At 47.2% G+C, this 26,356-nt stretch carries 26 protein-coding genes; 9 read left to right on the top strand and 17 right to left on the bottom strand.

Going from position 1 to position 26,356, the window contains the following annotated elements:
• Window positions 1-60 precede the first annotated feature (60 nt).
• Genes dmpG through ACFODW_RS14555 form a run of 3 tightly spaced genes read right to left on the bottom strand, consistent with a single transcriptional unit; the run spans window position 61 to window position 2,652 of the window.
• Entirely contained in the window at window positions 61-1,092 is a 1,032-nt protein-coding gene (gene dmpG / locus ACFODW_RS14565; protein ID WP_390307511.1) for a 4-hydroxy-2-oxovalerate aldolase, read from the bottom strand.
• Window positions 1,089-1,991, bottom strand: coding sequence for an acetaldehyde dehydrogenase (acetylating) (locus tag ACFODW_RS14560; protein WP_390307510.1), 903 nt, complete (start codon window positions 1,989-1,991; stop codon window positions 1,089-1,091). The genes dmpG and ACFODW_RS14560 overlap by 4 nt, the downstream gene beginning before the upstream one ends.
• Window positions 1,972-2,652 (bottom strand): GntR family transcriptional regulator, encoded by a 681-nt coding sequence (locus ACFODW_RS14555; RefSeq protein ID WP_390307509.1) that lies wholly within the window; start codon window positions 2,650-2,652, stop codon window positions 1,972-1,974. Before ACFODW_RS14555 ends, ACFODW_RS14560 begins: the two co-directional genes overlap by 20 nt.
• 238 nt (window positions 2,653-2,890) lie before the next feature.
• Between ACFODW_RS14555 and ACFODW_RS14550 the strand changes: the two genes are divergently transcribed.
• Window positions 2,891-3,877 carry a DmpA family aminopeptidase gene (locus ACFODW_RS14550; RefSeq protein WP_390307508.1) on the top strand — a complete coding sequence of 329 codons (987 nt, stop codon included), beginning with the start codon at window positions 2,891-2,893 and terminating at the stop codon, window positions 3,875-3,877.
• A gap of 128 nt (window positions 3,878-4,005) precedes the next feature.
• Here ACFODW_RS14550 and ACFODW_RS14545 read toward each other — a convergent pair whose 3' ends face one another.
• The 3 genes from ACFODW_RS14545 to ACFODW_RS14535 all read right to left on the bottom strand — a co-directional run bounded on the left by ACFODW_RS14545 (window position 4,006) and on the right by ACFODW_RS14535 (window position 5,600).
• Window positions 4,006-4,911 carry an RluA family pseudouridine synthase gene (locus ACFODW_RS14545; protein ID WP_390307507.1) on the bottom strand — a complete coding sequence of 302 codons (906 nt, stop codon included), beginning with the start codon at window positions 4,909-4,911 and terminating at the stop codon, window positions 4,006-4,008.
• A 26-nt stretch (window positions 4,912-4,937) separates the two neighbouring features.
• Window positions 4,938-5,168: an excisionase family DNA-binding protein gene (locus ACFODW_RS14540; protein WP_390307506.1), complete on the bottom strand. Its 231-nt coding sequence runs from the start codon at window positions 5,166-5,168 to the stop codon at window positions 4,938-4,940.
• 87 nt (window positions 5,169-5,255) lie between these two features.
• Window positions 5,256-5,600: a GNAT family N-acetyltransferase gene (locus ACFODW_RS14535; RefSeq protein WP_390307581.1), complete on the bottom strand. Its 345-nt coding sequence runs from the start codon at window positions 5,598-5,600 to the stop codon at window positions 5,256-5,258.
• 205 nt (window positions 5,601-5,805) lie between these two features.
• On the opposite strand from ACFODW_RS14535, the gene ACFODW_RS14530 reads away from it, so the two are divergent.
• The 3 genes from ACFODW_RS14530 to ACFODW_RS14520 all read left to right on the top strand — a co-directional run bounded on the left by ACFODW_RS14530 (window position 5,806) and on the right by ACFODW_RS14520 (window position 9,728).
• Window positions 5,806-6,681 (top strand): AAA family ATPase, encoded by an 876-nt coding sequence (locus ACFODW_RS14530; protein WP_390307580.1) that lies wholly within the window; start codon window positions 5,806-5,808, stop codon window positions 6,679-6,681.
• A 10-nt stretch (window positions 6,682-6,691) separates the two neighbouring features.
• Entirely contained in the window at window positions 6,692-8,605 is a 1,914-nt protein-coding gene (locus ACFODW_RS14525) for a vWA domain-containing protein (protein WP_390307505.1), read from the top strand.
• 157 nt (window positions 8,606-8,762) lie between these two features.
• Window positions 8,763-9,728 (top strand): AEC family transporter, encoded by a 966-nt coding sequence (locus ACFODW_RS14520; RefSeq protein WP_390307504.1) that lies wholly within the window; start codon window positions 8,763-8,765, stop codon window positions 9,726-9,728.
• A gap of 780 nt (window positions 9,729-10,508) precedes the next feature.
• Here the strand turns inward: ACFODW_RS14520 and ACFODW_RS14515 are convergent.
• Complete coding sequence (locus ACFODW_RS14515; protein ID WP_390307503.1) at window positions 10,509-11,792, bottom strand: GTPase family protein; 1,284 nt, start codon at window positions 11,790-11,792, stop codon at window positions 10,509-10,511.
• A gap of 227 nt (window positions 11,793-12,019) precedes the next feature.
• On the opposite strand from ACFODW_RS14515, the gene selD reads away from it, so the two are divergent.
• Together selD and mnmH are read left to right on the top strand one after the other, a co-directional pair.
• On the top strand, window positions 12,020-13,069 hold the full coding sequence (selD, locus tag ACFODW_RS14510; RefSeq protein ID WP_390307502.1) for a selenide, water dikinase SelD: 1,050 nt from the start codon (window positions 12,020-12,022) through the stop codon (window positions 13,067-13,069).
• Between the two features lie 48 nt (window positions 13,070-13,117).
• Entirely contained in the window at window positions 13,118-14,158 is a 1,041-nt protein-coding gene (gene mnmH / locus ACFODW_RS14505) for a tRNA 2-selenouridine(34) synthase MnmH (RefSeq protein WP_390307501.1), read from the top strand.
• A 100-nt stretch (window positions 14,159-14,258) separates the two neighbouring features.
• On the opposite strand, the gene ACFODW_RS14500 is transcribed toward mnmH, so the two are convergent.
• A complete protein-coding gene (locus tag ACFODW_RS14500; RefSeq protein WP_390307500.1) occupies window positions 14,259-14,936 on the bottom strand; it encodes a serine/threonine protein kinase in 678 nt (225 codons plus the stop codon).
• 118 nt (window positions 14,937-15,054) lie between these two features.
• Window positions 15,055-15,513: a small multi-drug export protein gene (locus tag ACFODW_RS14495; protein WP_390307499.1), complete on the bottom strand. Its 459-nt coding sequence runs from the start codon at window positions 15,511-15,513 to the stop codon at window positions 15,055-15,057.
• Between the two features lie 218 nt (window positions 15,514-15,731).
• Here ACFODW_RS14495 and ACFODW_RS14490 point away from each other — a divergent pair, with 218 nt between their 5' ends.
• A complete protein-coding gene (locus ACFODW_RS14490) occupies window positions 15,732-16,973 on the top strand; it encodes a CynX/NimT family MFS transporter (protein ID WP_390307498.1) in 1,242 nt (413 codons plus the stop codon).
• Between the two features lie 232 nt (window positions 16,974-17,205).
• Here the strand turns inward: ACFODW_RS14490 and purT are convergent, their stop codons facing one another.
• The 5 genes from purT to ACFODW_RS14465 all read right to left on the bottom strand — a co-directional run bounded on the left by purT (window position 17,206) and on the right by ACFODW_RS14465 (window position 22,090).
• A complete protein-coding gene (gene purT, locus ACFODW_RS14485) occupies window positions 17,206-18,399 on the bottom strand; it encodes a formate-dependent phosphoribosylglycinamide formyltransferase (protein WP_390307497.1) in 1,194 nt (397 codons plus the stop codon).
• 241 nt (window positions 18,400-18,640) lie between these two features.
• A complete protein-coding gene (locus ACFODW_RS14480; RefSeq protein ID WP_390307496.1) occupies window positions 18,641-19,426 on the bottom strand; it encodes an SDR family oxidoreductase in 786 nt (261 codons plus the stop codon).
• Window positions 19,427-19,708: 282 nt separating this feature from the next.
• On the bottom strand, window positions 19,709-20,062 hold the full coding sequence (locus ACFODW_RS14475; RefSeq protein WP_390307495.1) for an MFS transporter: 354 nt from the start codon (window positions 20,060-20,062) through the stop codon (window positions 19,709-19,711).
• Window positions 19,968-21,074, bottom strand: coding sequence for an MFS transporter (locus ACFODW_RS14470; RefSeq protein WP_390307494.1), 1,107 nt, complete (start codon window positions 21,072-21,074; stop codon window positions 19,968-19,970). The genes ACFODW_RS14475 and ACFODW_RS14470 overlap by 95 nt, the downstream gene beginning before the upstream one ends.
• A 104-nt stretch (window positions 21,075-21,178) precedes the next feature.
• The gene (locus ACFODW_RS14465) at window positions 21,179-22,090 is read right to left on the bottom strand and encodes a LysR family transcriptional regulator (RefSeq protein WP_390307493.1); all 912 of its coding nucleotides are present in this window, start codon (window positions 22,088-22,090) and stop codon (window positions 21,179-21,181) included.
• Window positions 22,091-22,426: 336 nt separating this feature from the next.
• On the opposite strand from ACFODW_RS14465, the gene ACFODW_RS14460 reads away from it, so the two are divergent.
• A complete protein-coding gene (locus ACFODW_RS14460) occupies window positions 22,427-22,978 on the top strand; it encodes a hypothetical protein (protein WP_390307492.1) in 552 nt (183 codons plus the stop codon).
• Between the two features lie 99 nt (window positions 22,979-23,077).
• Here ACFODW_RS14460 and ACFODW_RS14455 read toward each other — a convergent pair whose 3' ends face one another.
• From ACFODW_RS14455 to ACFODW_RS14445, 3 genes are all read right to left on the bottom strand, one after another.
• Complete coding sequence (locus ACFODW_RS14455) at window positions 23,078-23,713, bottom strand: NAD(P)-dependent oxidoreductase (RefSeq protein WP_390307491.1); 636 nt, start codon at window positions 23,711-23,713, stop codon at window positions 23,078-23,080.
• A gap of 90 nt (window positions 23,714-23,803) precedes the next feature.
• A complete protein-coding gene (locus tag ACFODW_RS14450; protein WP_390307490.1) occupies window positions 23,804-24,886 on the bottom strand; it encodes an LLM class flavin-dependent oxidoreductase in 1,083 nt (360 codons plus the stop codon).
• A gap of 15 nt (window positions 24,887-24,901) precedes the next feature.
• On the bottom strand, window positions 24,902-25,753 hold the full coding sequence (locus tag ACFODW_RS14445) for a VOC family protein (RefSeq protein ID WP_390307489.1): 852 nt from the start codon (window positions 25,751-25,753) through the stop codon (window positions 24,902-24,904).
• A 202-nt stretch (window positions 25,754-25,955) separates the two neighbouring features.
• Between ACFODW_RS14445 and ACFODW_RS14440 the strand changes: the two genes are divergently transcribed.
• Window positions 25,956-26,285 (top strand): winged helix-turn-helix transcriptional regulator, encoded by a 330-nt coding sequence (locus tag ACFODW_RS14440; RefSeq protein ID WP_390307488.1) that lies wholly within the window; start codon window positions 25,956-25,958, stop codon window positions 26,283-26,285.
• The last annotated feature ends 71 nt before the right edge of the window (window positions 26,286-26,356 follow it).

Genomic DNA, 26,356 nt, shown 5'->3' with positions numbered 1-26,356 from the left:
CTGAAAGTAAACAGCCCTTTCCCGGATTGGTAAATCCGGGAAAGGGCTGCTCTCTAAAAATTATACGGTTACACTCTCTTGCTTTTTCTCTTTAGCCAGGTCCTGGGCCACCCCGATGATCCAGTCTTCCTGACCGCCGACTGCACCCATTTCAGCTATTTTCGTTAAAATATCACGCGGGTCTACGCCATATTCCTGCCCTGCCCGTTCTGCGAAAAGAAGGAAGCTGGAGTATACGCCGGTATATCCCAATGTCAGGCTGAGGCGATCGATCTGTACCGGACGCTTCATCATCGGCTTCATGATATTTTCAGCAGCATCCATGGCTTTATATAGGTCAACCGAATGAGGGATCTCCATCTTGTTCATGACAGCTACCAGCTGCTCTGTAGCAGTATTCCCTGCACCTGCTCCCATTCCGGCGAGACTGGTATCGATGCGGCCTGCACCCTCTTCCAGTGCCGCAATGGAATTAGCCACACCAAGCGACAAGTTATTATGGCCGTGGAAGCCTATCTCTGTGCTCAGGTTCTCTTTGAACAAAGCAATTCTTCTTCTCGTATCATCCATGGTCAGAGCCCCTGCAGAATCGACCACATAAATGGTGCTTGCACCGTAGGACTCCATTTTCTTTGCTTCTTCCAACAGTTGTTCAGGCTCGGTGCGGTGCGACATCATCAGGAAGCCGACCGTATCCATTCCAAGGTCGCCGGCTGCCTTGATATGCTGTTCAGATACATCTGCTTCTGTACAATGTGTCGCGACACGGACGACAGATGCTCCCCATTCCCTTGCCTGTTTCAAATGATCGATGGTTCCGATCCCAGGCAACAGCAGAACACCGACCTTGGCATTCTTCGCATTTTTCACAGCAGTGGTGATGATATCCTTTTCGGTTTCTTTGGAGAATCCGTACTGGATGGAGCTTCCACCCAAGCCATCGCCATGGGTTGCCTCGATGATATCCACCCCGGTATCATCCAGAACCCTGGTAAGCTCAGCGATCTGTTCGGTCGAATATTGGTGGGAAATCGCATGCATGCCGTCACGTAATGTTACATCGTTGAAAATAACTTTCTTTTGGTCTGTCATTTTGCCGCCCCCTCTTTTTGTAGATGCTCTGCCATGATTTCTCCTGTCTTCAATGCTGCAGATGTAATGATATCAAGGTTTCCTGCATATGTCGGCAGGAAGTCTCCCATTCCTTCCACTTCTACAGATACCGTTACAATATCACCTTTTACAACCGGATCTGCTTTATAACGGTAGCCTGGAACATATCCTTGGACCGTTTCCACCATCGCATCCAACGACTTAAGAATCTCTTCTTTCTTCTCTTCGGCGGATCCTTCTGTTTGGACATGGATCGTATTTCTCATCAGGATCGGAGGCTCTGCCGGGTTAAGGGTGATGATGGCTTTCCCTTCCCGTGCACCGCCCACCTGCTTCAATGCTTCTGCAGTGGTCACTGTGAATTCATCAATATTCTGCCTTGTACCAGGACCGGCACTTTTACTGGCAATAGAAGCGACAATCTCTGCATAGTCCACCTTCACTACATCGGAAATCGCTTTCACAATCGGTACAGTGGCCTGGCCGCCGCAAGTAACCATGTTCACATTATCCAGTTCAGCAACTTTGTCTTCCTGCAGGTTCACGGATGGAACCAGGAATGGCCCTACTGCTGCCGGTGTCAGATCAATCGCTTTTTTGCCCATTTCCTTCAAAATCGGTGCATTATGTGCGTGTGCCTTTGCAGACGTAGCTTCATAGACGATATCTGCTAGTTCCGGCTGCTCCACCAATCCGTCAATCCCGTTGTAGATTGGAGTCAATCCCTTTTCCTTGGCGAGTGCCAGTCCTTTAGATGCACGGTCAATACCAATCATGGACGTCAATTCAAGCTTGTCACTCCGCAACAGCTTGTACATCAGGTCTGTACCTATATTCCCCGATCCTATAATGGCACACTTAATTTTTTGTGGTGACATCTTCATCTCTCCCTGTGAGTAAATTTTTTCCCCTGCAATAATAAAGGGATGCTTCCTTCAAATGATGGGCCAGTATTTTCTGAGCCTCTTGCACTTCCCCGGCTTCCAATGCGTCGACAATCTTACTATGGTAGCCAATGACCTCTCCCTGGCTTGATTCAGAAACTTCACTGGTGATATCAATCAGCGTCCGGAAAATGCCCTGCAGCGAGGACCAAAGCTGTACCAGTGTTTGGTTGTTGGACATCTTCACCAAAAGGCCATGAAATGCCAAATCGGAATCAATGTCCCTCACACCGGCATCATGTGCTTCATGCATTTGTTCGATATACAGCCGCATCAGGCGCAGATTCTTTTCCAGTGCAGCCTTATCAATCTGGGTAAGTGCATGGTTTTCCAGTAAAAGCCTGCTGTCATACAGATTGATGATATCCTCGGTGTCGAACTTCTTTACAACTGTCCTGCCATTAGAATGCCTTTCCACTAAATTCTCGGCCTCCAGCTTGGCAATCGCTTCACGTATCGGGCCCCTGCTGACCTCAAGGTCCTTGGAAAGCCGTGCCTCTGCTAGTCGGTCGCCTTCCTTCCATTCATGCAAAATGATTTTTTTTCTGAGATGTTCTAAAACCTGGTCACTTATGTTTTGTTTTTCAATCCTCAATGGAAGTACTCCCTTTAATTTTCTGAAAAGTTAACAGTTAACAATTACTTACGATTATAGAAGACAATGATCTATCTGTCAACGGTTTTTGCTAAATAGTTTGGCAATTCTGGAAGGGGTTGTTCAAGACAGGCTGCGGGTCTACATTTCTACAGTCGATAGGAATGGGAATAAGTAATGGGTTTAGTGCCGGCATGGTTCTGCTATAATATAACCGACAGAGTAAAGGAGAATTGCCATGCCATTACCAAAAGGAAATAACAACTGTATTACAGATGTTCAAGGAGTCCAAGTCGGACATGTGACCTTGTATGAGAAAGTGGATGAGGAAAACACCGTATGCACTGGCGTGACAGCCATCCTCCCCCATGACGGCAACCTATTCCGCGAAAAAACCACAGCAGGGAGTGCGGTCATCAATGGATTCGGCAAAACCACCGGCCTGGTGCAGCTGGAAGAGCTGGGACTGCTGGAATCGCCGATCATGCTGACGAATACTTTCAGTGTCGGAGCAATTGCCGACGGAACACTAGCATATATGCTGGACCAGACGCCGGAGATCGGTGATACTACCGGAACCATCAATATCGTCGTCGGTGAGTGCAATGATGGCTATCTCAACTCCATACGGCGACAGACCATTGAACCGCGCCATGCCATCCAGGCGATTGAGAATGCCAAGGCGGCACCTGTTGAAGAAGGGGCAGTAGGCGCCGGGAAAGGAATGGTCTGCTTTGGACATAAAGGGGGAATTGGCACCTCTTCCCGTACGGTTACAGAAGCAGGGCGGGCATTCACTCTTGGCTGCCTGGTGTTGAGCAATTTTGGCAGCCCGGAAGAAGCCCTGTTTGCGGACCTTGCCAGCACAAATACGGATACACCGGATGGGTCCATCATGATCATCCTCGCAACAGACGCGCCGTTGTCAGACCGGCAGCTGAGACGGCTCGCCAGGCGGTCTTCAGCAGGCTTAGGGCGGACGGGCAGCCATATCGCACATGGCAGCGGGGATATTGCCATCGCCTTTACTACGGCACACAGTTATCCGCATCAGTCGAACAATCTTACAGAGTTCCGCGAGTACGTGCGGGATGACCATCCCATCATGAACCGGCTGTTCCAGGCAGTAGTAGAAACAACAGAGGAAGCAGTCATCCGCTCCCTCCAGCAGGCAGAAACCACTGAAGGAAGAAAAGGTCGTATAGTGAAAAAAGCTCCGATTTAGTGTGGGGGGCGTGGGCGGCGCCCGAGTGCGACGGGTCGCGGCCCGAGTTGTGGTGCGTGGCGCCCGAGTTGCCAGCACAAAACAAAGCAAGGATGGGCAGCACACAGCTGCCCATCCTTGCTTTAGTATTAACGGGATTTTTTATAAAATATTTTTGGTACATCCGCTTCGAAGCGCATCATCTTCCCTGTGGCGGGATGCTTGAAGGAAAGGACCTTGGCGTGCAGGCCGAGGCGGCCGATTTTATTTCCTTTGGAGCCGTATTTCTTGTCGCCGATGACAGGATGGCCGATGTCCTGCATATGGACACGGATCTGGTTCTTCCTTCCCGTCTCCAATTCCACTTCCAGCAGGGAATAGTCTTGGTTGGACTGAAGCACTTTATAGTGAGTGACTGCATGCAGCCCGTCATCCTTGGTATGGCTGGAATACATGAGGTGGGTCTTGCTCTCCCTCAGCCACGATTCGATGCTGCCTTCTTCCTTCTCCATTTTCCCTTCCACCAGTGCGATATAAGTGCGTTCCCGCACCATCGACTTCCAGGCATTTTGCAGCTTATGCTTCATATGCTCGCTTTTAGCGAACATCATCAAACCTGAGGTATCTTTATCCAAGCGGTGGACAACGAATATCCTATTCTGCGGGTCTTCCTGTCTGACATATTCCATCAGCTGATGGTGTGCTGTCTGTTTCCTTTCCTTTTGACTGGCAATGGAAAGCAGGCCAGCTTCCTTATTGATAACGATCAGATGTTCATCCTCATAGACAATCGACATTCCGATCAGCGCTATTTTTTTGACGGCTGCTTTATTTTTCAGGATGGAAATGGACTGCCCGGGCTTCAACGGATAATTATGTTTGGTCTCGATGTGGTCATCGACCGTCACTTGGCCGCGGGTCAGTATGGACTTCACCGAATTCCTGCTGCGGTTCGGCATGGCCTCCAATAGAAATGGCAGGAGCTCCGTTTTTTCGCGGACCGTGTACTGCAGTGTGTTTGCTGGTTTCTTTGAAGTTTGGTGCTTTTTCGCCATAAAATAAACTCCTTTATATGGACGCTTTAATCTTCGTCCTTTACATCAATGTCTTCCGGTATCGGCTCATTCAAGTACTCCTGGATCATTTGCCGATACTTTTCTACTTGGTCCAAATGGGTAGTGAATTGCTGCTTATTGACCAGGAACTGTTCTCCGTCATGGACGGAACGGATTCTTCCCTGCAGGACGAGCGCCCGCACTGCCGCTTCGTCCATGGACAGGTACTCCGCTGTCTCTTCTACAGAAAGATACATGCAAATCACCCCTTTCCTTCCTATTCCCTTCCTATTATGTGAAAAATCAGGATATCCCTTGCAGAGAAATCCTGATTTTCCGTACAGCTATTTTTGTTCTATGAGTACATCGTGAAATTCCGGTGTCTTTTCCATTTTACTTTTGGCGTACGGACAAAGAGGCAGCACCTTCCTGTCCTTCTCCCTGGCCAATTCGACAACTTTTTCCACCAGTTGCCCTGCAATCCCCTGGCCGCGCAAGTCACCGGAAACGAAGGTATGATCAATAACTAGCTTACCGCCGCCATTTTGGATAAATGTGATTTCTGCCAATGGATCCCTTATATCATCTCCGACATAAAACTTATTTTCACCCTTATTGATTTTTGTCATAAAATAAGGCCTCCAAAATAAATGATTTTCATATGTAGCTAGATAACACCTACTCTTTATCTTACCATTTTACATACACTTTACACAATATGTCTTGTTCGCAAAATTGTTAAAATGTTTTCCATATTTTGGGGAGTCCTTCCCATTAAATAAGGAAAAGACATGAAATGGACAAAAAATTACCGCCTTTTGGCTCGGGAAATTCGGTATATTAGCCAGTGAAGGACAAAAAGTTTACAATTGCCGTGAAAGGAGCACAACGATGATGAACAACTATCAACTGCCTGAAGAGATCAGGCATTTACTAGAACAAAGCAACAGCCGGCAACCAGAAGAATTCACAGACTTGATCAGGGAAGGCGGATATATACCGCCCGATAATGAACTATTAATAGATGCAATAACCGCCCTAAGCATGGGGAAAAATGTCCTGTTGAAAGGGCCGACCGGTGCTGGGAAAACCCGGTTTGCGGAAACACTGTCCAACCTGTTCAATCAGCCGATGTTCAGTGTGAACTGCTCCGTGGATCTGGATGCAGAAAGCCTGCTTGGCTTCAAGACACTCGCCTATCAGGGAGAAAAGCAGGTGATTGAATTTGTTCCGGGCCCGGTGACCAATTCCATGAATTATGGCACCTTCCTTTATATCGATGAAATCAATATGGCCAAACCGGAGACACTGCCACTGATCAATGGAGTGCTTGATTACCGCAGGACGATCACCAACCCGTTTACCGAAGAAATCATTCAGGCGCGAGAAGGCTTCGGTGTAGTGGCTGCTATTAATGAAGGATATGTAGGTACAGTGCCGCTGAATGAGGCATTGAAAAACCGGTTCGTCGTGATCGATATCCCTTATCTCCAAGGCGACCAGCTGAAACAGCTGATCAAGGACAGCACCGCACTGGATGATGATCGCACGATTGACTTGTTTGTCCGATTGTCCGGTGACCTGATTCAGGCCGTCTCCCAAGGCAAGCTCTCGGAAGATGCCGCCTCCATCCGGGCATTACTTGATGCATGTGATCTCAGCTCACTTATCCCGGCAAAACGGGCCATACTCCGATCCATCATCGATAAACTGGACGAAGACAGGGAGCGGGATTTTGTCCGAAACCTGACGGAAACCTTATTCGGATAGGAGGAGACAGATGTTTCGTTTTCGTGAAACCAATGTGGACACCCACCTGTTTCTACAACTGCAGGACCTGGCCGCCGTCCTCTCTGGCATCCCTGGCCTGAAGTTCGATTATGCCTACGGATCGGCGATCGACATAAATGAATATAAAGTAACCGCAAGTTCTAACTGGGGCATCGGCAATGAACAAGCAAGGGAAGCCGGGCTGAAGACAGACATCCTGCTGCGGACCATCGGAACCCTCCGCCATTCCAATATCCCGGTGATGAAGGAGTATATGGAAAGCATTTCCGAGTCCTCTCTCCAAAAATTTGCTGTTCAATTGTTTACCGTATTCGAGGATATCCGCCTGGAGGAAATAGTGAAGAAGGAGCGGCCGGGGACGATCGGCCTGTTCAACATCCGCAGGGAATATCTGAAGCAATACTTCACCCAGCAATTAAAGGCCAATGTGACCAGAAGCTTTGCCCTGGATGAGCTCTACTGCCTGATTTACCTGCTGATCCAGTCGGACTCGCCGGACCCTTCCTTTCCTGGAGCAAATGAAAAACAGACCAGCATGTTAGATGCATTAAAATCGTCCCTGTTCCAGCTTTTTGAAGCATCGAGCACCAGGGAAGTCGCACGTGCGGCTGAACAAGTAGTGTTCAGGCTGGAGACAGATTATCAGGATACCATTAATGAATATTTCATCTTCCCGATCGCCGACCTTTCCAGCTACACGGAAACGAATGCTTTCGATGAACTGACAAGGACAGACCCCCTGGCAAATGACGACCAGGAAGATATCAAAGAGGAAGATAATGAAGTATTCCAAGAGAAATTCTCTACCTGGCATGGGCAAAATGAAAATGAAGACAGGAAGCAGAACTTCCTTGAATTTGAGCTTGAGCAGGGGACTAAAACAAGCTTGATGGGGGACGGAGCTCGGGAAACAGAGGAAGGCGATCAGGCTATGGCGTCAATCCAGGGTGCTTCCGGCGAGAGTGAACAGAATGACTATTCCAGCATGGAAGCCATGCAGAAAAAAGAGGCCGGCCAGGGTGAGGAATCAGCCGGCGGAGCATATGGCGAGGAGAACAAGTATGCTGTAAAAGTGGTGAAACATGCCGAGAGGCCATCAGCGGAAGAGGAAGATCTCTACCGCCAATATGCCGCGGAAATTGCTCCCTTTGAGCGAAAGCTTTCCAAAACGATCGAAAAAATGCTGGAGCACCGGCAGAACGCACCGCGCCGCGACCTGATTGCCGGCCGCCTGTCCAAAAAACTGCTCCAGGTAGTGACCGAGGAATATCCGCGCCTCTTCTATAAGAAGAATCAGGAATCCAGGGAAATGGATGCATCCTTCACTCTCCTTGTGGACTGCTCAGCTTCCATGCTCAATAAAATGGAGGAAACGAAAAGAGGGATCGTCCTTTTCCATGAAGTGCTGAAATACTTGAAAATTCCTCATTCCATTATCGGCTTCTGGGAAGAGGCAACAGAAGTAAAGGATGAATACCAGCCGAATTATTTCCATGTCATCCATTCCTTCAACGATTCACTTTATCAGGATAATGGGGCTAAGATTATGCAGCTGGAAGCCCAGGAGGATAATCGGGACGGCTTCAGCATCCGCATCGCCGCCGAAGAGTTGGAAGCGCGCAAGGACAAAAACCGTTTCCTCCTCGTATTCTCAGATGGTGAGCCCGCTGCTTCCGATTACAATGAAAATGGCATTGTTGACACGAACCTTGCCGTCTCCGAAGCACGCAAGAAAGGTATTGACGTTGTCGGCATGTTCCTCGCAGAAGGAGAAATCGGCGAGCAGGAAGACAGTTTGATGCGAAACATCTATGGCAAAGAACGCATTATGGTGCCCACTGTCGCCGAGCTGCCCGAACACTTTTCTCCATTGTTGAAAAAACTGCTGTTGAAGGCACTTTAAACAGATGAATTGCTGGCTGACCAGGACGGATTATGTCCAGGCTTGCCAGCTTTATTTTTTGAAAAAATCGCCCTCTCCACCCTAAATTCCTGCTGACAGACTGCTGTTTTCTAAAAATTATGATATGATGGGCAAATATACAGGAAGGAGGGGAAATATGGGAGTATTAGTTGAGGCAGTCCTGCCTATATTTGCGGTTATACTTTGCGGTTTTCTTGCCGGAAGACTTTCCTTGCTGCCCTACAGCGGCACCTCCTCTTTGAATTACTTTGTATACTATTTTGCACTCCCCGCCTTGCTGTTTTCTTCCCTGGCACAAGCGCCGGTGGAGCAGCTCGCAAACAGGAATTTCATACTGGCCAACCTATTCATCCTACTGGGATGCTTCATCTTGACCATTCTCATCTTCCGGTTCATTTTCCAAAAGAGTTTCCCTGACGTTGCCATGTACGGCATGATTACGACGTACGGGAACACAGGCTTTCTCGGCATCCCATTATTGGTTGCTGTGTTTGGTCAGGACGCTGCTGTACCAGCTGCCATTGTGACATTCATCTATGACCTGACCATTATCACCCTCATCGTTATCACCTTTGAATCGGCAAGGAAACTCACCGACGGCCAGAAGAGTGGAATGACGCCAATGTTCCGCTCGATCACAGCATCTGTCCTGCTCAATCCGATCAATGCTTCTCTACTCGCAGGAATTTTTGTCGCCGTTTTAGGAATATCAGTCCCCGGCCCCATATTCGCCTTCACGGATATCCTCGGCCCTGCCGCAGGACCGGCCGCCCTTTTTTCTCTGGGACTGGGCCTATCGGCTGAAAGGCATGTACTTAAAAACAAGCATTACCACGTCGGCGAATTCATCACACTGCTGAGCCTAAAACTACTGGGGCTGCCACTGTTGGCTGTTGCGGCCGTCTATTTCATATTTCCCGTTTCCGATCCCCAGTGGGCAGCATCCGTCGTGATCCTCTCTGCCCTCCCGACAGGTGCGGTCGTCTATGTCTTTGCCGAGAAATATGACACATTGGTCAAGCAGGTCCCCTTTTACACATTGGCCACTACCGCTGTTTCCATTATAAGCATCTCCATTTTCCTGATGCTGCTCATTGGCTAGGACTGAAAACAGCAGGGCCGGCAGGAGCTTCCGGCCCGCTTCCCCTTTACCTTTCTATTAAACCTTCCACTTTTTAAGAAAAACGAAGGAATTCGACGTAAACGTAAGAAAAAAGGAGATACATCCGTTTACATCTCCGTTGTTCCCGTTTTCATGGAAAATGTTCCCGTTTTCACGCGCATTGTGATTTTTTTCCTTTTCCCCGATAATAAAAGTATCAAAGATAAGGGAGATGAAAACATGAAAAAACTAATTGAAAAACTCGTTAAAGAACCAATGGATTTGTATGTAGATGCTTATGCTAGACTTAACCGCAAATAGATTCACCCAAATACTGGAGGTGCATAAATTGTTTAGACAACCACTAAAAAAACTCGATAGACATTTTAAAGCAAATGCCGAGATTTATGGTAAAATCTTCTGGCAACACTAAAAAACAAAATAGTAAGGATGTTAATATGATTTACAACTTTTATCAAAGCGACCCCAAAAGCCGATTCTAAAAAGGAAAATAGAATCGGTTTTTAATTTGCCATTTTTTAACGGCGCTCCGCTGTGCTGCTAATTAAATAGCTCTCCTGACGATTCCCCGCGTCTACTGCTGATAAATCCGCGGTGCTGCCGATTCATCCGATCACCTGCTGATACCTCCGCTGTGCTACTGATTTATCCCACCTCCCGCTGATACCCTCGCTGTGCTGCCGATTTATCCGGCCTCCCGCTGATATCCCCGCTCTCCCGCCGATTCCCCCGCGGCACACTCAAAAAACCACAGATGGCTTACACCTGTGGTTCATCATTTTTTTCGTCTTCAACTCTCTCTTCTTCCTGTTTGCGTTTTTGTTCAAATTTATGATGATAAATTTCTCTCACGCTCGACAGGGACTTTTTATCAATGAAATAGGCAATCGCTGCTTCGCTGAGCGCGTATGTCCCGCTGGAAGCAATGACGCCGGAAATCACACTGCCTGCTCCCGGGAATATCCGTACAAGCTGACGGGCAACTTGGCGGAAAGCGAAACCAGCCGCTACGTTCAATCCCAAGGCACTGAGGAATTCTTTCAGGTCCTTCTTATTCAGCCGCTTTCCTCCCAGCAGGCCAATTGTACTGATCATTGCCATTTGGAGTCCGGTAATAACCGGAAGATCTGCCATCGGGATAGGATTTGCCCCAATCAGCCCAGTGATCCCTGAAATATTCCTCCCGACTTTTCGTGCCAATTTCTTCTGGACAGATTTAACTTTGGCCAGCTTGGCAAGGATCATTTGGGCATCATTGGGCAACTGTTCAATCAGATAGTCCACCAGTGTGTCTATATTCCATCTGGTGTCATAGACGATCTGATCCCCTTCCATTTCAAAATAAGCGGAAACGGGGATGATTTTCACTGGGTTTTCCGCCACTTCTGTCAGTTTCTCCGCAAGTACTGCCTCAGCATCTGCGATATTCTTTTGCTTTGCCTCATGATCAAATGGCGGCTTGTCCACCGATTTCGGACTGAGTTCATCCACCTGGGTGACCACACCGATGACAGGTATATGGTAGTCATGATGCTGCATCACCGACTGCTTCAGCTCCCTTAGCTGCCGGATGTCTTCATCAATGCGGGAGCTCACCTCTTTCGCTTTGCTTAAGAACAGAATAGCATCCGGACATTTTTCCTGGATGGAGGCCTGCACCTCCTCCATCGCCGTCCTTTCCATGAAAGCTTCTTCCGGCTGATCTGCTTCACCCAGCCCCCTGGTATCCAATATCTCCAATGTACCCGCTTCAGAGGAATATGCATGCCATTTCCCCGCACCGGTGCGAGCCTTTACATCACCGACTTCCGCCCGCATCTCGCCGAAAATCGCATTGATCAGACTGGACTTGCCTGCTCCCCTCCTGCCGACTATAGCAATCCTTGCCGGCCGGGCATCAAGAACGAACTTCCTTAACTCATCCAATTCTTCGACAATCAACCCTTTTGCTTTCGGCGGAATTTTTGCTTTGTCCAGTCCCTCATCGATGAACTTCAACAAATCCTGTATCTGGCGGTAATTATCTTTTGCGTGTTCACTCATGATTTTCGTCTCCCATTGAATGACATATTTGTTACGTATACTATACCAAAACCGGCGGATGTATTTCATTCCGTAACTGCGCTGCGATCTTCATCGGCTCTCCTCCCCACCAAAAGAGATGTCCAGCAGCCCGGTTACAACTGCAATCATCCCTCGCCAAGTACCCGCATGTTGACATGGTGATTTATAATAGACTTATAGTACATATACAGAAAGGTCGTTTTTTTATGAAAAAAACCAATGATATAAAACTTACCTCACTCTCTTCCAAAGGGGGCTGCGGGTGTAAAATCGGACCGGCCGATTTGTCCCAGGTTTTGAGAGACTTGCCGCAGACGGAGCCCCACCCAAATCTATTAGTCGGGCTGGATACCAGTGATGATGCTGGTGTGTATAAATTGAATGATGAAATGGCAATGGTCCAGACGTTGGACTTTTTCACACCAATCGTCGATGACCCTTATTCGTTCGGACAGGTCGCAGCAGCTAATGCGATCAGCGACGTATACGCGATGGGCGGCAAGCCGCTGACTGCATTGAATATCGTTGCCTTTCCAATTCACACCTTGGAAAAAGAGATACTGACGGAAATTCTCCGTGGTGCTGGGGATAAAGTGAAAGAAGCCGGTGCTACCCTGGTCGGCGGGCATTCGATCGACGACAAAGAACCAAAATTCGGTTTGGCGGTGACAGGACTTGTCCATCCTGATAAAGTCCGTACCAATACCGGAGCGAAGCCGGGAGACAAACTGATCCTGACAAAGCCGATTGGAGTAGGCATCTCCACCACCTCTATTAAACGGGACCTGCTTACAGATGAAGAGATTGCTAATGTCACCAAAGTCATGGCGACGTTGAACAAGACAGCTTCCGAAAAAATGGAAACCTATCAAGTCCACGCCTGTACTGATGTAACCGGATTCGGACTGCTCGGCCATGCCTCTGAAATGGCAAAGGGCAGTAAGGCCGGTTTGTCTATCTATCAAAGCCAGGTTCCAACCCTGCCACGCGTAAGAGAACTTGCAGAAGGAGGAGCAGTGCCTGGTGGGACCAAGAGTAACTTCGCCCACCTGGAAGGAGATGTCACCTTCCCGGAAACGATGGATCAAATTGATCAATGGATCCTATGTGATGCCGTAACTTCCGGGGGTCTGTTGATTGCAGTGGACGGCAGTGAAGCGGATGAACTGCTGGCAGATCTTACCGGATCCGGTGTAGAAGCAGCAATAATCGGTGAGGTTACCGAAGAAAATCCAGGACATATAACCGTCATATAATCGCGTAAATATATTTCTATATTTGCATTCTAGAAAGGTGGCAACCACGTGATTCAGGATATATCTATTGATGAACTACTTGCTTTGAAAGATAAAGGGGAACTCACCATCATTGATGTGAGATCACCATCTGAATATAAAGATGCTACCATTCCCGGAAGCTTGAACATCCCTTTTTTCAGCGATGAAGAACGGGCAGAAGTAGGAACACTTTACAAGCAGGTGAGCCAGCAGGCTGCAAAGGAACGAGGTTTGGAAATCGTCTCTGCCAAACTGCCTGCTTTCGTAAGTGAGTTTAGCAGCATAAGGGGCAAAAAAGCGGTATTCTGCTGGCGCGGCGGCATGAGAAGCCGCACCTCAGCTACCGTCCTTGATTTGATGGGCATCAAAGCCCTTCGCCTGGAAGGAGGCTACCGCTCCTATCGCAACCGGGTTGTAGAAGAGCTCGGCAGGATGGAACTTCGCCAGGAAGCCCTTGTCCTAAATGGCTATACTGGCACCGGAAAAACAGCCATCCTGCACCGGCTCCGGGAAGAGGGTTTCCCTGTGATCGACCTGGAGGGGTTGTCCAATCACCGCGGGTCGATTTTCGGGCAAATCGGACGTGAACCGTATAATCAAAAAACATTCGACTCCTTGCTGTTAGAGGACCTGCAAAGGCTGCAGAGCTCTCCAACCCTCCTGTTCGAAGGAGAAAGCAAACGAATCGGGAAAGTAATGGTCCCCGACTTCCTGATGGAGAAGAAGGAGCAGGGCACCCAGTTATTCATCGAAATGCCGATGGAGGAAAGGGTTATGCATATTCTGGATGACTACCAGCCATGGGAGCATCAGCAGGAATGCCTGGAAGCTTTCAGCCGCATTAAGAAACGCATTCATACACCAATTGCCAAGCAGATTGAAAAGGACTTACAAGCAGAGAACTATTCTTCTGCTGTGAAACTGCTGCTTGCCTATTACTATGATCCTTTATATGAACAGTCAACAGGGCGCTATCCCGATTCTCAAAAGATCATTCTTCAAGTAAATAATATCGACGAGGCAGTCGAGGCCATCCGTGACTATGCAGGTGCTAAACAGGCCCACTAGTCAGAGGGGAATGCTCCTAGAAACCTAGAGCATTCCCCTCTTTTAACATCTATTCCCCATCATTCCCTAGACATAATCCTTGGTGTATATAAAAAACCGACTATCTTTTGAACGTCGTGTATTTCAAGACAAATCTCTTAAACTCCTCAAATGAGGAAAAATAGCTTCTCCGCTGATGATACCATTTGCGGATGGTCTCCAAAAGCCAGAACGGCACGGGCCTGCCATCCATCAGATGATAGTATTCATCATAGGCATTTTTCAGATGTTCCCAGCGGAGATCGTCCCCTGGCAGAACATATTCCGAAACATCGATGATCCTGGCCCTTCCATCTTGAAACAGAATATTCTTCAAGTGGATATCACGGGGATTCAGTCCTCTTTCCCGTACATACTCTCTCGCCTCTTCCACGTCATCAATAACCTGTTGTGGAATATGTATGCCCTGAAGCAGGCAGTCGAAAAGGGTTGGCCCTTCCTCATAGCTGAGAACGAGATAATGCTCTGTCACAGCAAAGCACCTGGAAAAGTAGGGTGATTCCTCCAGTAATTCATATACCCCTGCTTCTGTCTTGATTTTCGATGCTTTATCTTCCGCATAGACCTTAAAGGCATAAGACGGGGCCAGCACGGATTGAAACACGGCTGCGTCCGTTCCCACTCCCACACACCTCAGCCCCTCTGATCCGCCAAATATAGTAACCGGTTCATTTTTGGGATTCGATACCACTTTAACCTTGGAAAGGGATTCCCTTGCTGATTCCCAGTCATTTTTCATGTACTATCTCCTTTTTTTAAAGACAATTCCTCGGGCAGCCGGCTATGTTGACGCATCCACTCTCACCAGCTCACCTAGAAAGTTTCATAACATTACAGATTCCCCTAGCCGTAGGAGGCTAAACCCATCCAAGCCATTCAATGCCATAGGCTGCAGCTGCTGTAATAAGCACTGTCCAAAGCACCAAGCTGATCGTACTCCAAAAGAATACATCCTGCTTGCTTGCACCAAGGGCCATAGCTGCCACAGCTGCTATATGCGAACCGATTAATAGCGGGCCGGATAAAGTCAAGCCTGGCAGGCCGTATTTCCTCCATAGTTTCACCGCCCTGTCATGTCTTCTGGACGGTCGGCTATTCCCTTTTTTCCTTCTTTTCCGCCACTCCTGGAATTTTTCAAAGTAGATGATAACTAAATAAACGGTAGCGAGATTCCCCGCCAGGGCAACGCTGCCGACCAGCAGAGGATTCATCCCATAAAGAATTGCCAGTGGGATGACTAACGCGACTTCCGCCCATGGAATCCCCGCAAGGACAAACACCACGATATATTTCCATACAGCTGATAAAACGGCCATTTCCTCTTCATCCTCACCATTAATCTATCAACATACGTCCACTTCCATTGTACTCGACTTTCCCCCGTCCGAACCATAATTATTCCTTATGGAGATGAATCATGCATGTACATGTGAAATAGCAAGCAAAGATTTCCATGTTATGGCTTCAACTCCCTTTATTGCATAGCAGGAAAAGATGGCATAGAATGGTCTTGAATGAAAGGTGGTATCCTTTTATGGGCATCTATCGATTCAAAGACATGAAATCTCACAATCAGATACTGCTGATCGCAGCAGTTATTATAATTGCCTTCAACCTGCGCCCCGCCATTACCTCTGTCGGCCCATTGGTCGGGAGGATAGAAGCAGAACTCGGGCTCCCCAACTGGAGCCTCGGCATCCTGACCAGTCTTCCCCTGCTCGGGTTTGCCGTCATGTCTCCGATTGCGCCTAAATTGGGGAGCAAATACTCCAACGAAAAAGTGCTGATTGCAGGTATGGTGGCACTTTCAGCAGGCATCCTGCTGCGTTCGGTCCCGGTGATTGCCTGCCTGTTTGGGGGGACATTGCTTATAGGCGCAGGCATTGCTGTTGCCAATGTCCTCCTTCCCGGTATATTGAAGGAACGCTTTCCAGACAAAGTGCCATTGATGACGAGTGTGTATTCGACAGCAATGGGATTGATGGCCGCACTTGCCTCCGGAATCAGTGTCCCTTTAGCAGAATTAGGCAATGTCGGGTGGGAGCTGTCCCTTGCCATCTGGGTCTTACCAGCTCTTTTAGGCATTGGGATTTGGGTTTATTTCGTAAAGCATCGGCAATCCGCCAATGAAGTCCGGGTGCAATATATGGGGGCTAATGAAGCGCGGATGTGGAAATCTCGCCTCGCATGGGATGTCTCCGTATTCTTGGGATTACAGGCATTTGTATATTATGTAGTCATTGCGTGGCTGCCGGAGATCCTGCAAGCAAATGGCGCATCCGGAGAAACTGCCGGATGGCTTTTGTCCTATGCGCAGTTCATCGGACTTCCTGTCGGCTTCTTTCTGCCGGTGGTCGCAGGAAAATTGAAGTCACAGAGTTATTTGACCGTCGGCATTTCCCTGCTGGCACTGTTCGGCAGTGCCGGACTTCTGGCAGGGGACTCTTATCTCATCACATTTCTCAGTGTGACATTGTTAGGGATAGCGACAGGCGGCCTGTTTCCACTTGCGCTCGCCTTCCTGGGCATGCGTACCAGCAACCCCCGCCATGCCGCAGAGCTCTCCGGCATGGCCCAGGCTCTCGGTTATTTCCTTGCTGCCGTCGGGCCGATTATCATGGGGCTTCTCAGCGATCTGACCTCTGACTGGGATCTGCCGCTTATGGTGCTGATCATTGTCATACTTGCCATGGCCTTCGTTGGCTATGGGGCCGGCAGAGACCGTACGATATCTGATGAGTATGATGATATGTCTATGAGTGGGAAACATGGGTGAAAACTTTCCCAGCTTCCCCTCAGTTTCCTTCCGAGTAGTTTGTAATCAGTATATGCCAGTGGGTAAACATTAAAAGGCTGGGACAAAAATGTTTTACCCTAATATAAACTGAACTAACTAGAGAATTTGATGAGCGGAGAAAAAACCGCTGTGGAAATATGCTTCGCTAGTTCGGTCCATTGTTCGTCTGTAGGATTCAACATTTTAATGATGTCCCAGCCTCTTCACCATTTTATAAAGAAGTCCTTGCCTTCGAAGCAATCTCTATTTCGCCTGCTGCACCTTCTGCTTTCTTCCTTGCTTCATCTGTATCGGCACCTTTTGCCAGTACCACGCCCATCCGGCGGCCTGCCTTGGTTTCAGGCTTTCCGAATAATCGAAGCTGGATGCCTGGCACCGCCAAAGCTTTTTCCACTCCGGTCATATAATAATCTGCACTTTCGTCAGATGCTTTCAAAGCTCTGCTCGCTCCCGGAGACATCAGCTCAATCTCAGGGATAGGCAGACCAAGCACAGCCCGAACATGGAGGGCAAATTCGGACAATTCCTGAGTGGCCATGGTTACCATACCCGTATCATGCGGCCGGGGAGAAACCTCACTGAAGATTACTCCATCCTTTGTGAGGAACAACTCGACACCGAAGACACCGTACCCGCCAATTTCATCAGTAACTGCTTTAGCAATCTCTTCCGCCTCTTTGATCTGTTCCCCATTCATCACATGTGGCTGCCAGGACACGATATAATCCCCATCCTGCTGCAGATGGCCGATTGGCGGGCAGAATGATGTACCGGATACGGAACGTACCGTCAGCAGTGTAATCTCAGATTCGAATTCAACCAACTCCTCCACAATCACTCGTTGGGAGTTCGCCCTGCCCTCGGCCATTGCCTGTTTCCAGGATTTCTCTATATCTTCCTCCACCCGACAGACACTCTGTCCCTTCCCTGAAGAGCTCATAATCGGCTTAATGACACATGGCATCCCGATTTTATGTACGGCTGCTTCCAACTCCTCCAGAGAATCAGCAAATTCGTATGTAGCGGTCGGCAAGCCAAGCTGCTCACTCGCCAGCCTGCGGATCCCCTCTCTATCCATCGTCAGCTTTGTCGCATAAGCAGTCGGAATGATATTATACCCTCTGCTCTCCAAATCCAACAATGTCGCAGTGGAAATCGCTTCTATTTCCGGTACAATATAATCCGGCTTTTCTGCCTCAATCACGTCCCGCAACTCTTCATCATCCAACATATCAATGACGTGGAAGCGGTGAGCCGCCTGCATGGCCGGTGCCCCCTCATAACGGTCGACGGCAATCGTCTCGACTCCCAGCCGCTGTGCCTCGATGACCACTTCTTTCCCTAATTCACCAGATCCAAGCAACAGCATCTTCCTCGCATATTCTCCCATAGGTGCACCAAACATATTTCCATCCTCCTGAACGTTTGCATTTACACCAATTTTACCCTTAAACAAACTTGTTTATCAAGCATTATTGCAATAAAACAAAACAATATATAATGTAATTTGTTATTTTGTTCGTTTTTAAAGGTGAATGGAATAAAAAAAGCCTCCCCATTTAAAATGCCCTGTAAAAGGATCCATTTTAAATCTAGGGAGGCCTTTCTTCTTGGCTATGCTAACTAGCCTGAAACTTCCATATGAATCAGATATCCATATTCCAGCGCTCTTGTTCCGTATCTTTCATCTGCTTCTCCGTCTTCTCTGGATATGCAGTACGGAACTTATGATGATCAGCCGGAATGACTTCCACCATTTTCTCGATCATATCTTCCGGATCAAATTGGTTTTCAAGCCCTTTTTCCTTCTCCTTCAAATCTTCTTTCTTCGTAAAGTTTTTCTCTTCGTCATACCATTTCCACAGTTCATCCGCAGCACGGTCATTGAACCCGGTAGCAAATGGACCTGGATTAATGGTTGCCACCTGCACCCCGAAGCCTTCCAGCTCCTTCTGCAGGCTGGATGCCATTGCTTCCACCGCATGCTTGGTCGCAGCATATGGCCCGCCGTACGGAGCAGCCATGATTCCTGCCATCGAACTCATGAATACAATCTTTCCGCTGCCTTTTTCCACGAACTTCCGTGCAGCTGCCTGGACCGTTTCCAGCGTGGAGAACACATTCACTTCGAAAATAGTCCGGAACCGATCCATCGGCACTTCCCCAAGCGGCCCTCTCTCATTGATGGCTGCATTGGCCACAAACACATCGAAATCATACTTTTCAATCTGTGCCCGGTCCCGCTCATTCGTAATATCGAGTTTAAATACATCTATATCCAAGTTCTGTTCACGTGCCTCCCGCATTAGATCTGTCTTCTGTGAAGTCAGTTCTGTCGTCGCTATTACATGATGCCCCTTCTTCGCCATACCGATGGAGGCTCCTCTGCCTAATCCGCTTCCGGCACCTGTAATAAAGATTGTTTTTGTCATGTCCCATACCTCCTGTGTGAACTCTCTATAGTCTCCATTTTCCCATCGGCTGAAAAACAGAAACCTCCCGCCTGAGCTTCACTGCGAAAGGAAGATTAACGTCCAAATAACCAAATAACGAAAAAAGATGATCTCTGCACGATACAGGGATCATCTTTTAAAGAATTATGGATTATGAACTGTGTTAGCAGAGCATATTTCCGCAGCGGCCTCCACTAAAACAAGATGTTTGATTCGTTGGGATTTTTCCTAAACGCTTTTTTCCCAGCCTGGAAAGCGCAGCTATACTGCTTCATTGTTCGCTTGGCCGGCTGACGCATTGTCTGCTTTCAGCCGGTCAAAGCTGCCGTATTTCTCCTGAACCAGCAGGAAGGCTATACCGCCGATGACACTCGGGATGGCAAACACCATAAACGCATTCTGTGGTGCAATGCTGGTGGCGAGTACCAAACCGATAATGGTAGGTGCAAGAAAAGCACCAATCCTCCCTACTCCGACAGTAACACCGACACCTGTCGTGCTGATTTCCCTCGGGTAGAATTCAGAGATATACGGATTCACCAGATTCTGGGTTCCGACCGTACATGCTCCGCCGATCGCAATCAATACATACAGCAGGATCAGGCTGGAAGTCATACTGAGTGAGATGAAACAGAACGCCCCGAGTCAAGAACATCGAAACAAGTACTTTCCGGTGTCCCAGTCTGTCCACCAAGTATCCACCCAGCAAAGATCCCCCGATTTGCCCAATTCCAAGCACAAGCGTAAAGGAAAGGCTGGAAGTAATTCCATACCCGGAATCCTGCATGATTTTCGGCAACCAGGTATTCAAGCCATAAATCATCAGCAGGCAGCTGAATACAGCGACCCAGAAAGCGATGGTACTGACCGCCCGGTGATCTTGGAACAATTTTTTGACAGGAAATCCTTTCGCTTTTTCCTTGGTGCTTGCATACTCGTAATCATCGGTTTCCTGATAATTCCCCGCAGGGTCGACCCTGTTAAGTATACCCGCAATCTTTCCTCCCTGTTTCCGGAGTATGTAATAGGATAAGGATTCCGGAAACTGTTTGAGAAAGAAAGGGAGTGCAAACAGCGGGATAATCCCGAGGATGTACAGCAGCCTCCATCCAAAGCTTTCCATCAGATACATACCGATCAGAGAAGCAGCTATACCGCCGATCGAGTACCCGCAGTACATCGTAGCAACGATAAGTGCCCGGTTCTTCTTGGGAGAGTATTCTGTCATCAGGGAAATCACCGCTGGCATAAGGCCACCCATTCCGAGTGCCGCGATAAATCGCATAATAGTAAATATGAGTGCATTTGGAGCAAGCCCTGCCAACAGGGTGAACACACTGAATAACAAAATACAGATGACCAATACATTTTTACGGCCCAGCAGATCGGAAAGCGAACCGAGCAGGAATGCGCCAATCATCATTCCTATTAATGCATAGCTTCCGATGGTCCCTGCCTCCACCGTTGTCAATCCGTAATCTTCCATCATTAATGGCAATCCAACACCATACATCGCAATGTCGAATCCGTCAAAAGCAATTAAAAAAGCACACCAGAGAAATACCAATAGATGAAACTTGTTGAACTTACTGTCTGCAATAACCTGTGAAGTATTAACCGTACGCATATGTCGTCTCCCTTGTTCGTTTTTATGTTGTATGTATCTTATCATGGAAGAGCTGATATAACGTAATGGTTATTGTTATTAGCCAGCTATAGCTTTGGGCTATATCAAGAGGAATAAACATCGATAATCTGCTTCAATTCCTCCAAATACACCCTTGCCATCCGGGTCAGCTGTGTCTTCTTATGCACCACCCATCCGACAGAAATGGTCTCATCTTCATCCAGAGGGACGGAAACGATATTGGAATCATTCAAATCCAAGCTTAAAATGCCTGTAGAAATGGTATAGCCGTTCACTCCCCTAAGCAAATTGAATAGTGTCGCCCGGTCGCTGACCTGTATACTCTTTTTACTTGGAATCGTGCTGAAAATTTCCTCGGAATAATAAAAGGAGTTGAATTCCCCCTGCTCAAAAGAAAGGCGCGGGTAATCCTCCAGATCTTCCAGGGTAACGGATTCCCTATCTGCCAGCGGATTCTGGCTGCTCACAAAGATATGCGGCCTTGATTCGAACAGCAGATGAAATTCCATACCCTCATCTCTCAGCATCTGCCTCATCACTTTCTCATTGAATGAGCTCAGATAAAGGATGCCGATCTCACTACGAAGGTTTTTGACATCTTCAATAATTTCATAGGTTCTTGTTTCCCTTAAGGTAAATTGGTACTCAAGGCTCCCATGCTTCTTGATCATTTCCACAAATGCATTCACCGCAAAGGCATAATGTTGTGTAGATACACTGAACATCTGCTGCGAAGGCGTGGTGTTAAAGTACCGATGCTCCAGCAGTTCTGCCTGCTCTACTACCTGCCGGGCATACCCTAGAAACTCCGCCCCATCTGGAGAGAGAGTAATGCCCCGAGAATTGCGGGTGAAGATGGTAATCCCCAATTCTTTCTCCAATTCCTTGATTGCCTTCGATAGACTGGGCTGTGTGATATAAAGCCGGCGGGCAGCTTCATTGATCGACCCGCACATTACAACCTCTATCACATATTTCAACTGTTCCAACCTCATATTATTTCCTCCTCTGCAGTACCTAAGATGTATAATGGCCGATGGAAAAGTCTGATGTTTCAAATTATATCATGTTTGCCGCTAAACAAAAGCTTTTAAGCGTTGGAAAACCCATAAAACTTGATCGTTTCCTATGTATCTTTCCAATTGGAAAATCGAGAGCTGTTCTCCCTCACGCCAGGCAATATGCCAGCCCTGCTGCCGACGATTAATATCCCCATATACCGGGTAGTAGATTTATGTAATCGGATGATCCCGCAACTATTTTATATTCATTCTCGACCGCTTCTGGATAAATTTTAATTGAAGCGATTGAAAACAGGGAGGCGAGTTGAGATGGCAAAAAGATATTTAAACCAATATGAGGTGGCGGCCGATCATGTATTGCTGTTCATCTCCGGCTTAAAACACGAAGCCACCGTAAAAATCGAAAAAGACGACTATGAGTTGATCTCCAACAAGCATTGGGGACTGATGGCTGTAGGTAAAAAGGGAAACGAAAAAATTATTCCCTACACCACAGTCAACAGAGCTTCCGTTCCATTGGGAAGGTGGCTGCTGGACATCCATCACCCTGAAAAGAAGGTAGAGCATTTTGACCGGGACAACCATAATTTTTTGAGGAACAACCTGTATGTCACAGATAAATCCGATTACCGTCTGCGCCATTCCCTGAAGGATAATGGGAAGGTATGCGGCGTATTCGAAATAAAGCGGGACGGACGTGTGACAGGATATAAAGTGGAATACAAGGAGCCAGAAACCGCCAAAAAGAAATTCAAGTGTTTTACGGCCAGAAAATGCAACGGTCTGACGGAAGCAAAAAAAGAAGCCTTCGAATTCCGTATGGATGTCCTGAAAAACAAAGACAGGGAAATTGCCTGTTAGAAAAGCCATCCGGCGCAGGATGGCTTTTCCTATGGAGAGACAAAAAAATCTTACGCCCACCTACTATGGGTGCCGTAAGATTTTTTGTCAGGCTGCTATCTATTTTTCCCCTACAACCGTAAACCTTTCGTTTACATGTTGCGCACTTTCAACCTCATCGACCACGGCAATGGCAAAGTCAGCATAGCTGATGTAGCTCTCACCTTCTGTATTCACCAGCAGGACATCACTTCCTGTTTCATAGGAACCTGTTCTTCTTCCTTCTGGGTCAAATACGGCAGAAGGGCTGATAAACGTCCATGTTACATCAGTTGTTTGCATCAATTCTTCTAAATTGCGTCCTTGGCCTTTACCTGTTGGTTTTACAATGTCTGGAAATTCAGGTGTATCGATCAACTTAACACTTTTTTCCTCATCCACATAAAGACTACCGGCTCCTCCGACGACGATTAGCCTCGTATCAGTTCCTCTGAGGGCCTCAATCAACGTATGCCCTGCATCCACGTGGGCTTGTTCTTCACCAAGTGGTGCTCCAAATGCATTAACGACTACATCAAATTGGCTTAGGTCATCTGTGTTAAGATCAAAAATGTTTTTTTCAATGACAGGGACATTCTCATCTTTCACTTTCGATGCATCCCTTACAATTGCTGTCACCTGGTGATTTCGGCCAACTGCTTCCTTCAAGATTAAATTCCCTGCTTTTCCACTTGCCCCGATAATTGCAATCTTCATTAAATCTATCCCTCCATTTTAAAACAAATATACCTGGCTTTTTTCCTTACTCGCGTACTTTCCTGATACTTCCTTCTGTTTCCAGCCCACTTAAAGTGCTTCTACCTTCTTCTTACGGCCGATTGCTTTCTTGAGCATAGGCACAACCTCAGTTGCCAGTAAATCAATGTTTTTCTCGACCTTGTGAAACGGCACGCCGCCAATATCGACTTGTGCTAAAAAGCGTGTATGCCCAAACAATTCATGTTGATGCAGAATCTTCTCCACCACATCTTCTGGACTGCCTACAAACAGTGCGGTTTGTGGGCCGGCTGCTCGTTCAAACTCATCTCTAGACATTTTCCTGCCCATCCCGCGTTGGCGATTGACATAGTTCCAATAATTGGCGTAATAAGGATAAAATTCATCCTTTGCCTCTTCTGTCGTTTTTGCAAGATACCCATGTCCAGTGACACCGACAGGTAATTTATCCAGTGAATGCCCTGCCTCCAGCCCTGCACGATGATATATATCAACAAGCGGCTTGAATCTCGTTGGATCGCCGCCCAGTATCGCTAAGGCCATACCGACTCCCAATCTACCTGCACGAGCAGCACTTTCTGGTGTCCCGCCAACGCCAATCCAAATGGGCAGCTGCTCTTGTACAGGCCGGGGAGAGATTTCCGCAGCATTCAACGAAGGACGGAACTTTCCATCCCAGGAAACAACTTCATTTTCATTCAGCTTTAACAGTAAATCCATGTGCTCACTAAAAAGCTCATCATAATCCTTCGTGCTGTACCCAAAAAGAGGAAAAGACTCAATAAAAGCTCCTCGGCCAGCCGAAATCTCGGCACGCCCGCCTGAAATCAGATCTAATGTAGCAAAATCTTCATATACTCGAACCGGGTCAAGTGTGCTCAAAACACTTGTTGCGCTGGTTAATTTAATATGTTTCGTTGCTTGAGCAATGGCGGATAATGCCACTGCCGGAGAGGATACAGCATAACCCAGCCGGTGATGTTCCCCTACCCCAAATACATCGAGGCCTGCTTTATCCGCAAGTTTTGCCGCCTCAATGATCTCATCCATTCTCTGCTTGCTGCTTATCGTTTTTCCAGTAAAAGGATCTGGACCTATATCTGCAAGTGTGTATATTCCTACTTCGATGCCATTCTCGTTTCGTGTAGACAATCCTATCTCTCCCTCTTAGACGACTAACTCAATACGGTTTCCAGAAGGATCATACGTGATGAGCCGTCCAGCTTCTTCTGTTGCGGATACTCCAATATTTTGCAAGTTATCGATCGTTTCTTTAATTGCTTCTTCACTAGGCAAAATGAGAGTGAAAGATTCCATACCAACACTATTTTCTGGCGGTTTTGGTGCCCCCACTCCATTCCACGTGTTCACCCCGATATGATGATGATATTTTCCTGTAGAAAGGAATAATGCCTGGGCCCCAAAGCGGTTGACCACGTCAAATCCGAGACCTTTCACATAAAATTCTTCTGTTTTTATCAGTTCGGAAACATGTAAATGAATATGCCCCATAATCGTACCTTCAGGCAATCCTTTCCAAGCGTTCCCTGGCTCCGTATTCTTTAGCAGCCTGTCGAAATCTAACGGATCGACTGCCATGGCCACTTCTCCTTCATTCCATTTCCATTCAGAAGGATCACGGTCGATATAAATTTCGATCTCATTCCCATCCGGATCATGTAAATACAATGCTTCACTGACAAGATGGTCAGAAGAACCGAAGCGGATGCCCTTGTTTACTAGATGAACCACGATATTAGCTAAATCTCTTTTCTCCGGCAAAAGAAGAGCAAAATGATATAAGCCAGTCGTTCTTCCTTGTTTGGGAATTACATTTTCAGGCTGCTCCAATGATAAGATGCTTGTCTTCCCATCTGTTGTAAGCTTTGCCGTCGATGAAGTTTTTTCTAAAATATCAAATCCGATTACTTCTTGATAATACTGTAAAGACCTTTGTAAATCCTCTACCTTTATATTGACATGACTAACAAATGTCGTCGGTTTACTGTGGAATCCCATATTATTCCTCCTAGTTATTGGCCTGGGTAACTAAATAGTATCTCCAATTAACTCCATAGGCAGCAACTGCATAAGTATTTATTCTCTAGTTACTTAATGTAACTAAGTTTATTATCATTATAAAACATTGTCAAGTAAGTGGGTTTATATTTATAAATAAGTAACGTATTATGTTATCCTAGGGATAAGAGAGGTGAAGTAAGTGGTTCAGCCAACTATATGTCCGAAATTCGAAAAAGCCATCTCGCTGCTAAGTCAGAAATGGACCGCATTAGTTATTTATCAATTATTGCTGGGTAAACAACGTTTCAGTGAAATTCAATCATCTATTGGTATAAGTGGAAAAGTATTATCGGAGCGTTTAAAGGAATTAGAACGTCAAGATATAGTGAAACGGGAAGTGATACCCGAGACACCAGTCATTATCGAATACTCCTTAACAAAAAAAGGACATGCGATGGAACCAATTTTAAGAACAATAGAAAGCTGGTCCCAAGGCTGGGTCAAAGAGTCTGAGTTATCTTCAGACTAGTCCCCAAGGATCGTATACAAAAGAAGGGTTGCCACAAAAGCCGTTTTCACAGACTTAAGGACAACCCTTTT

It is taken from the genome of Virgibacillus sediminis (genome assembly GCF_042643265.1).
GTDB classification, from domain to species: Bacteria; Bacillota; Bacilli; order Bacillales; family Amphibacillaceae; genus Virgibacillus_O; species Virgibacillus_O sediminis.
The sequence above is the reverse complement of the archived record's forward strand: the minus strand, read 5'-3'. Positions and strand labels throughout refer to the sequence as shown.

Bases quoted from the DNA above. Each gene is read 5' to 3' on its own strand.
- dmpG (WP_390307511.1), bottom strand. From the start codon at position 1,092: ATGACAGACCAAAAGAAAGTTATTTTCAACGATGTAACATTACGTGAC.
- ACFODW_RS14560 (WP_390307510.1), bottom strand. From the start codon at position 1,991: ATGTCACCACAAAAAATTAAGTGTGCCATTATAGGATCGGGGAATATA.
- ACFODW_RS14550 (WP_390307508.1), top strand. From the start codon at position 2,891: ATGCCATTACCAAAAGGAAATAACAACTGTATTACAGATGTTCAAGGA.
- ACFODW_RS14545 (WP_390307507.1), bottom strand. From the start codon at position 4,911: ATGGCGAAAAAGCACCAAACTTCAAAGAAACCAGCAAACACACTGCAG.
- ACFODW_RS14540 (WP_390307506.1), bottom strand. From the start codon at position 5,168: ATGTATCTTTCTGTAGAAGAGACAGCGGAGTACCTGTCCATGGACGAA.
- ACFODW_RS14530 (WP_390307580.1), top strand. From the start codon at position 5,806: ATGAACAACTATCAACTGCCTGAAGAGATCAGGCATTTACTAGAACAA.
- ACFODW_RS14525 (WP_390307505.1), top strand. From the start codon at position 6,692: ATGTTTCGTTTTCGTGAAACCAATGTGGACACCCACCTGTTTCTACAA.
- ACFODW_RS14520 (WP_390307504.1), top strand. From the start codon at position 8,763: ATGGGAGTATTAGTTGAGGCAGTCCTGCCTATATTTGCGGTTATACTT.
- ACFODW_RS14515 (WP_390307503.1), bottom strand. From the start codon at position 11,792: ATGAGTGAACACGCAAAAGATAATTACCGCCAGATACAGGATTTGTTG.
- selD (WP_390307502.1), top strand. From the start codon at position 12,020: ATGAAAAAAACCAATGATATAAAACTTACCTCACTCTCTTCCAAAGGG.
- ACFODW_RS14500 (WP_390307500.1), bottom strand. From the start codon at position 14,936: ATGAAAAATGACTGGGAATCAGCAAGGGAATCCCTTTCCAAGGTTAAA.
- ACFODW_RS14495 (WP_390307499.1), bottom strand. From the start codon at position 15,513: ATGGCCGTTTTATCAGCTGTATGGAAATATATCGTGGTGTTTGTCCTT.
- ACFODW_RS14490 (WP_390307498.1), top strand. From the start codon at position 15,732: ATGGGCATCTATCGATTCAAAGACATGAAATCTCACAATCAGATACTG.
- purT (WP_390307497.1), bottom strand. From the start codon at position 18,399: ATGTTTGGTGCACCTATGGGAGAATATGCGAGGAAGATGCTGTTGCTT.
- ACFODW_RS14480 (WP_390307496.1), bottom strand. From the start codon at position 19,426: ATGACAAAAACAATCTTTATTACAGGTGCCGGAAGCGGATTAGGCAGA.
- ACFODW_RS14475 (WP_390307495.1), bottom strand. From the start codon at position 20,062: ATGACTTCCAGCCTGATCCTGCTGTATGTATTGATTGCGATCGGCGGA.
- ACFODW_RS14470 (WP_390307494.1), bottom strand. From the start codon at position 21,074: ATGCGTACGGTTAATACTTCACAGGTTATTGCAGACAGTAAGTTCAAC.
- ACFODW_RS14465 (WP_390307493.1), bottom strand. From the start codon at position 22,090: ATGAGGTTGGAACAGTTGAAATATGTGATAGAGGTTGTAATGTGCGGG.
- ACFODW_RS14460 (WP_390307492.1), top strand. From the start codon at position 22,427: ATGGCAAAAAGATATTTAAACCAATATGAGGTGGCGGCCGATCATGTA.
- ACFODW_RS14455 (WP_390307491.1), bottom strand. From the start codon at position 23,713: ATGAAGATTGCAATTATCGGGGCAAGTGGAAAAGCAGGGAATTTAATC.
- ACFODW_RS14445 (WP_390307489.1), bottom strand. From the start codon at position 25,753: ATGGGATTCCACAGTAAACCGACGACATTTGTTAGTCATGTCAATATA.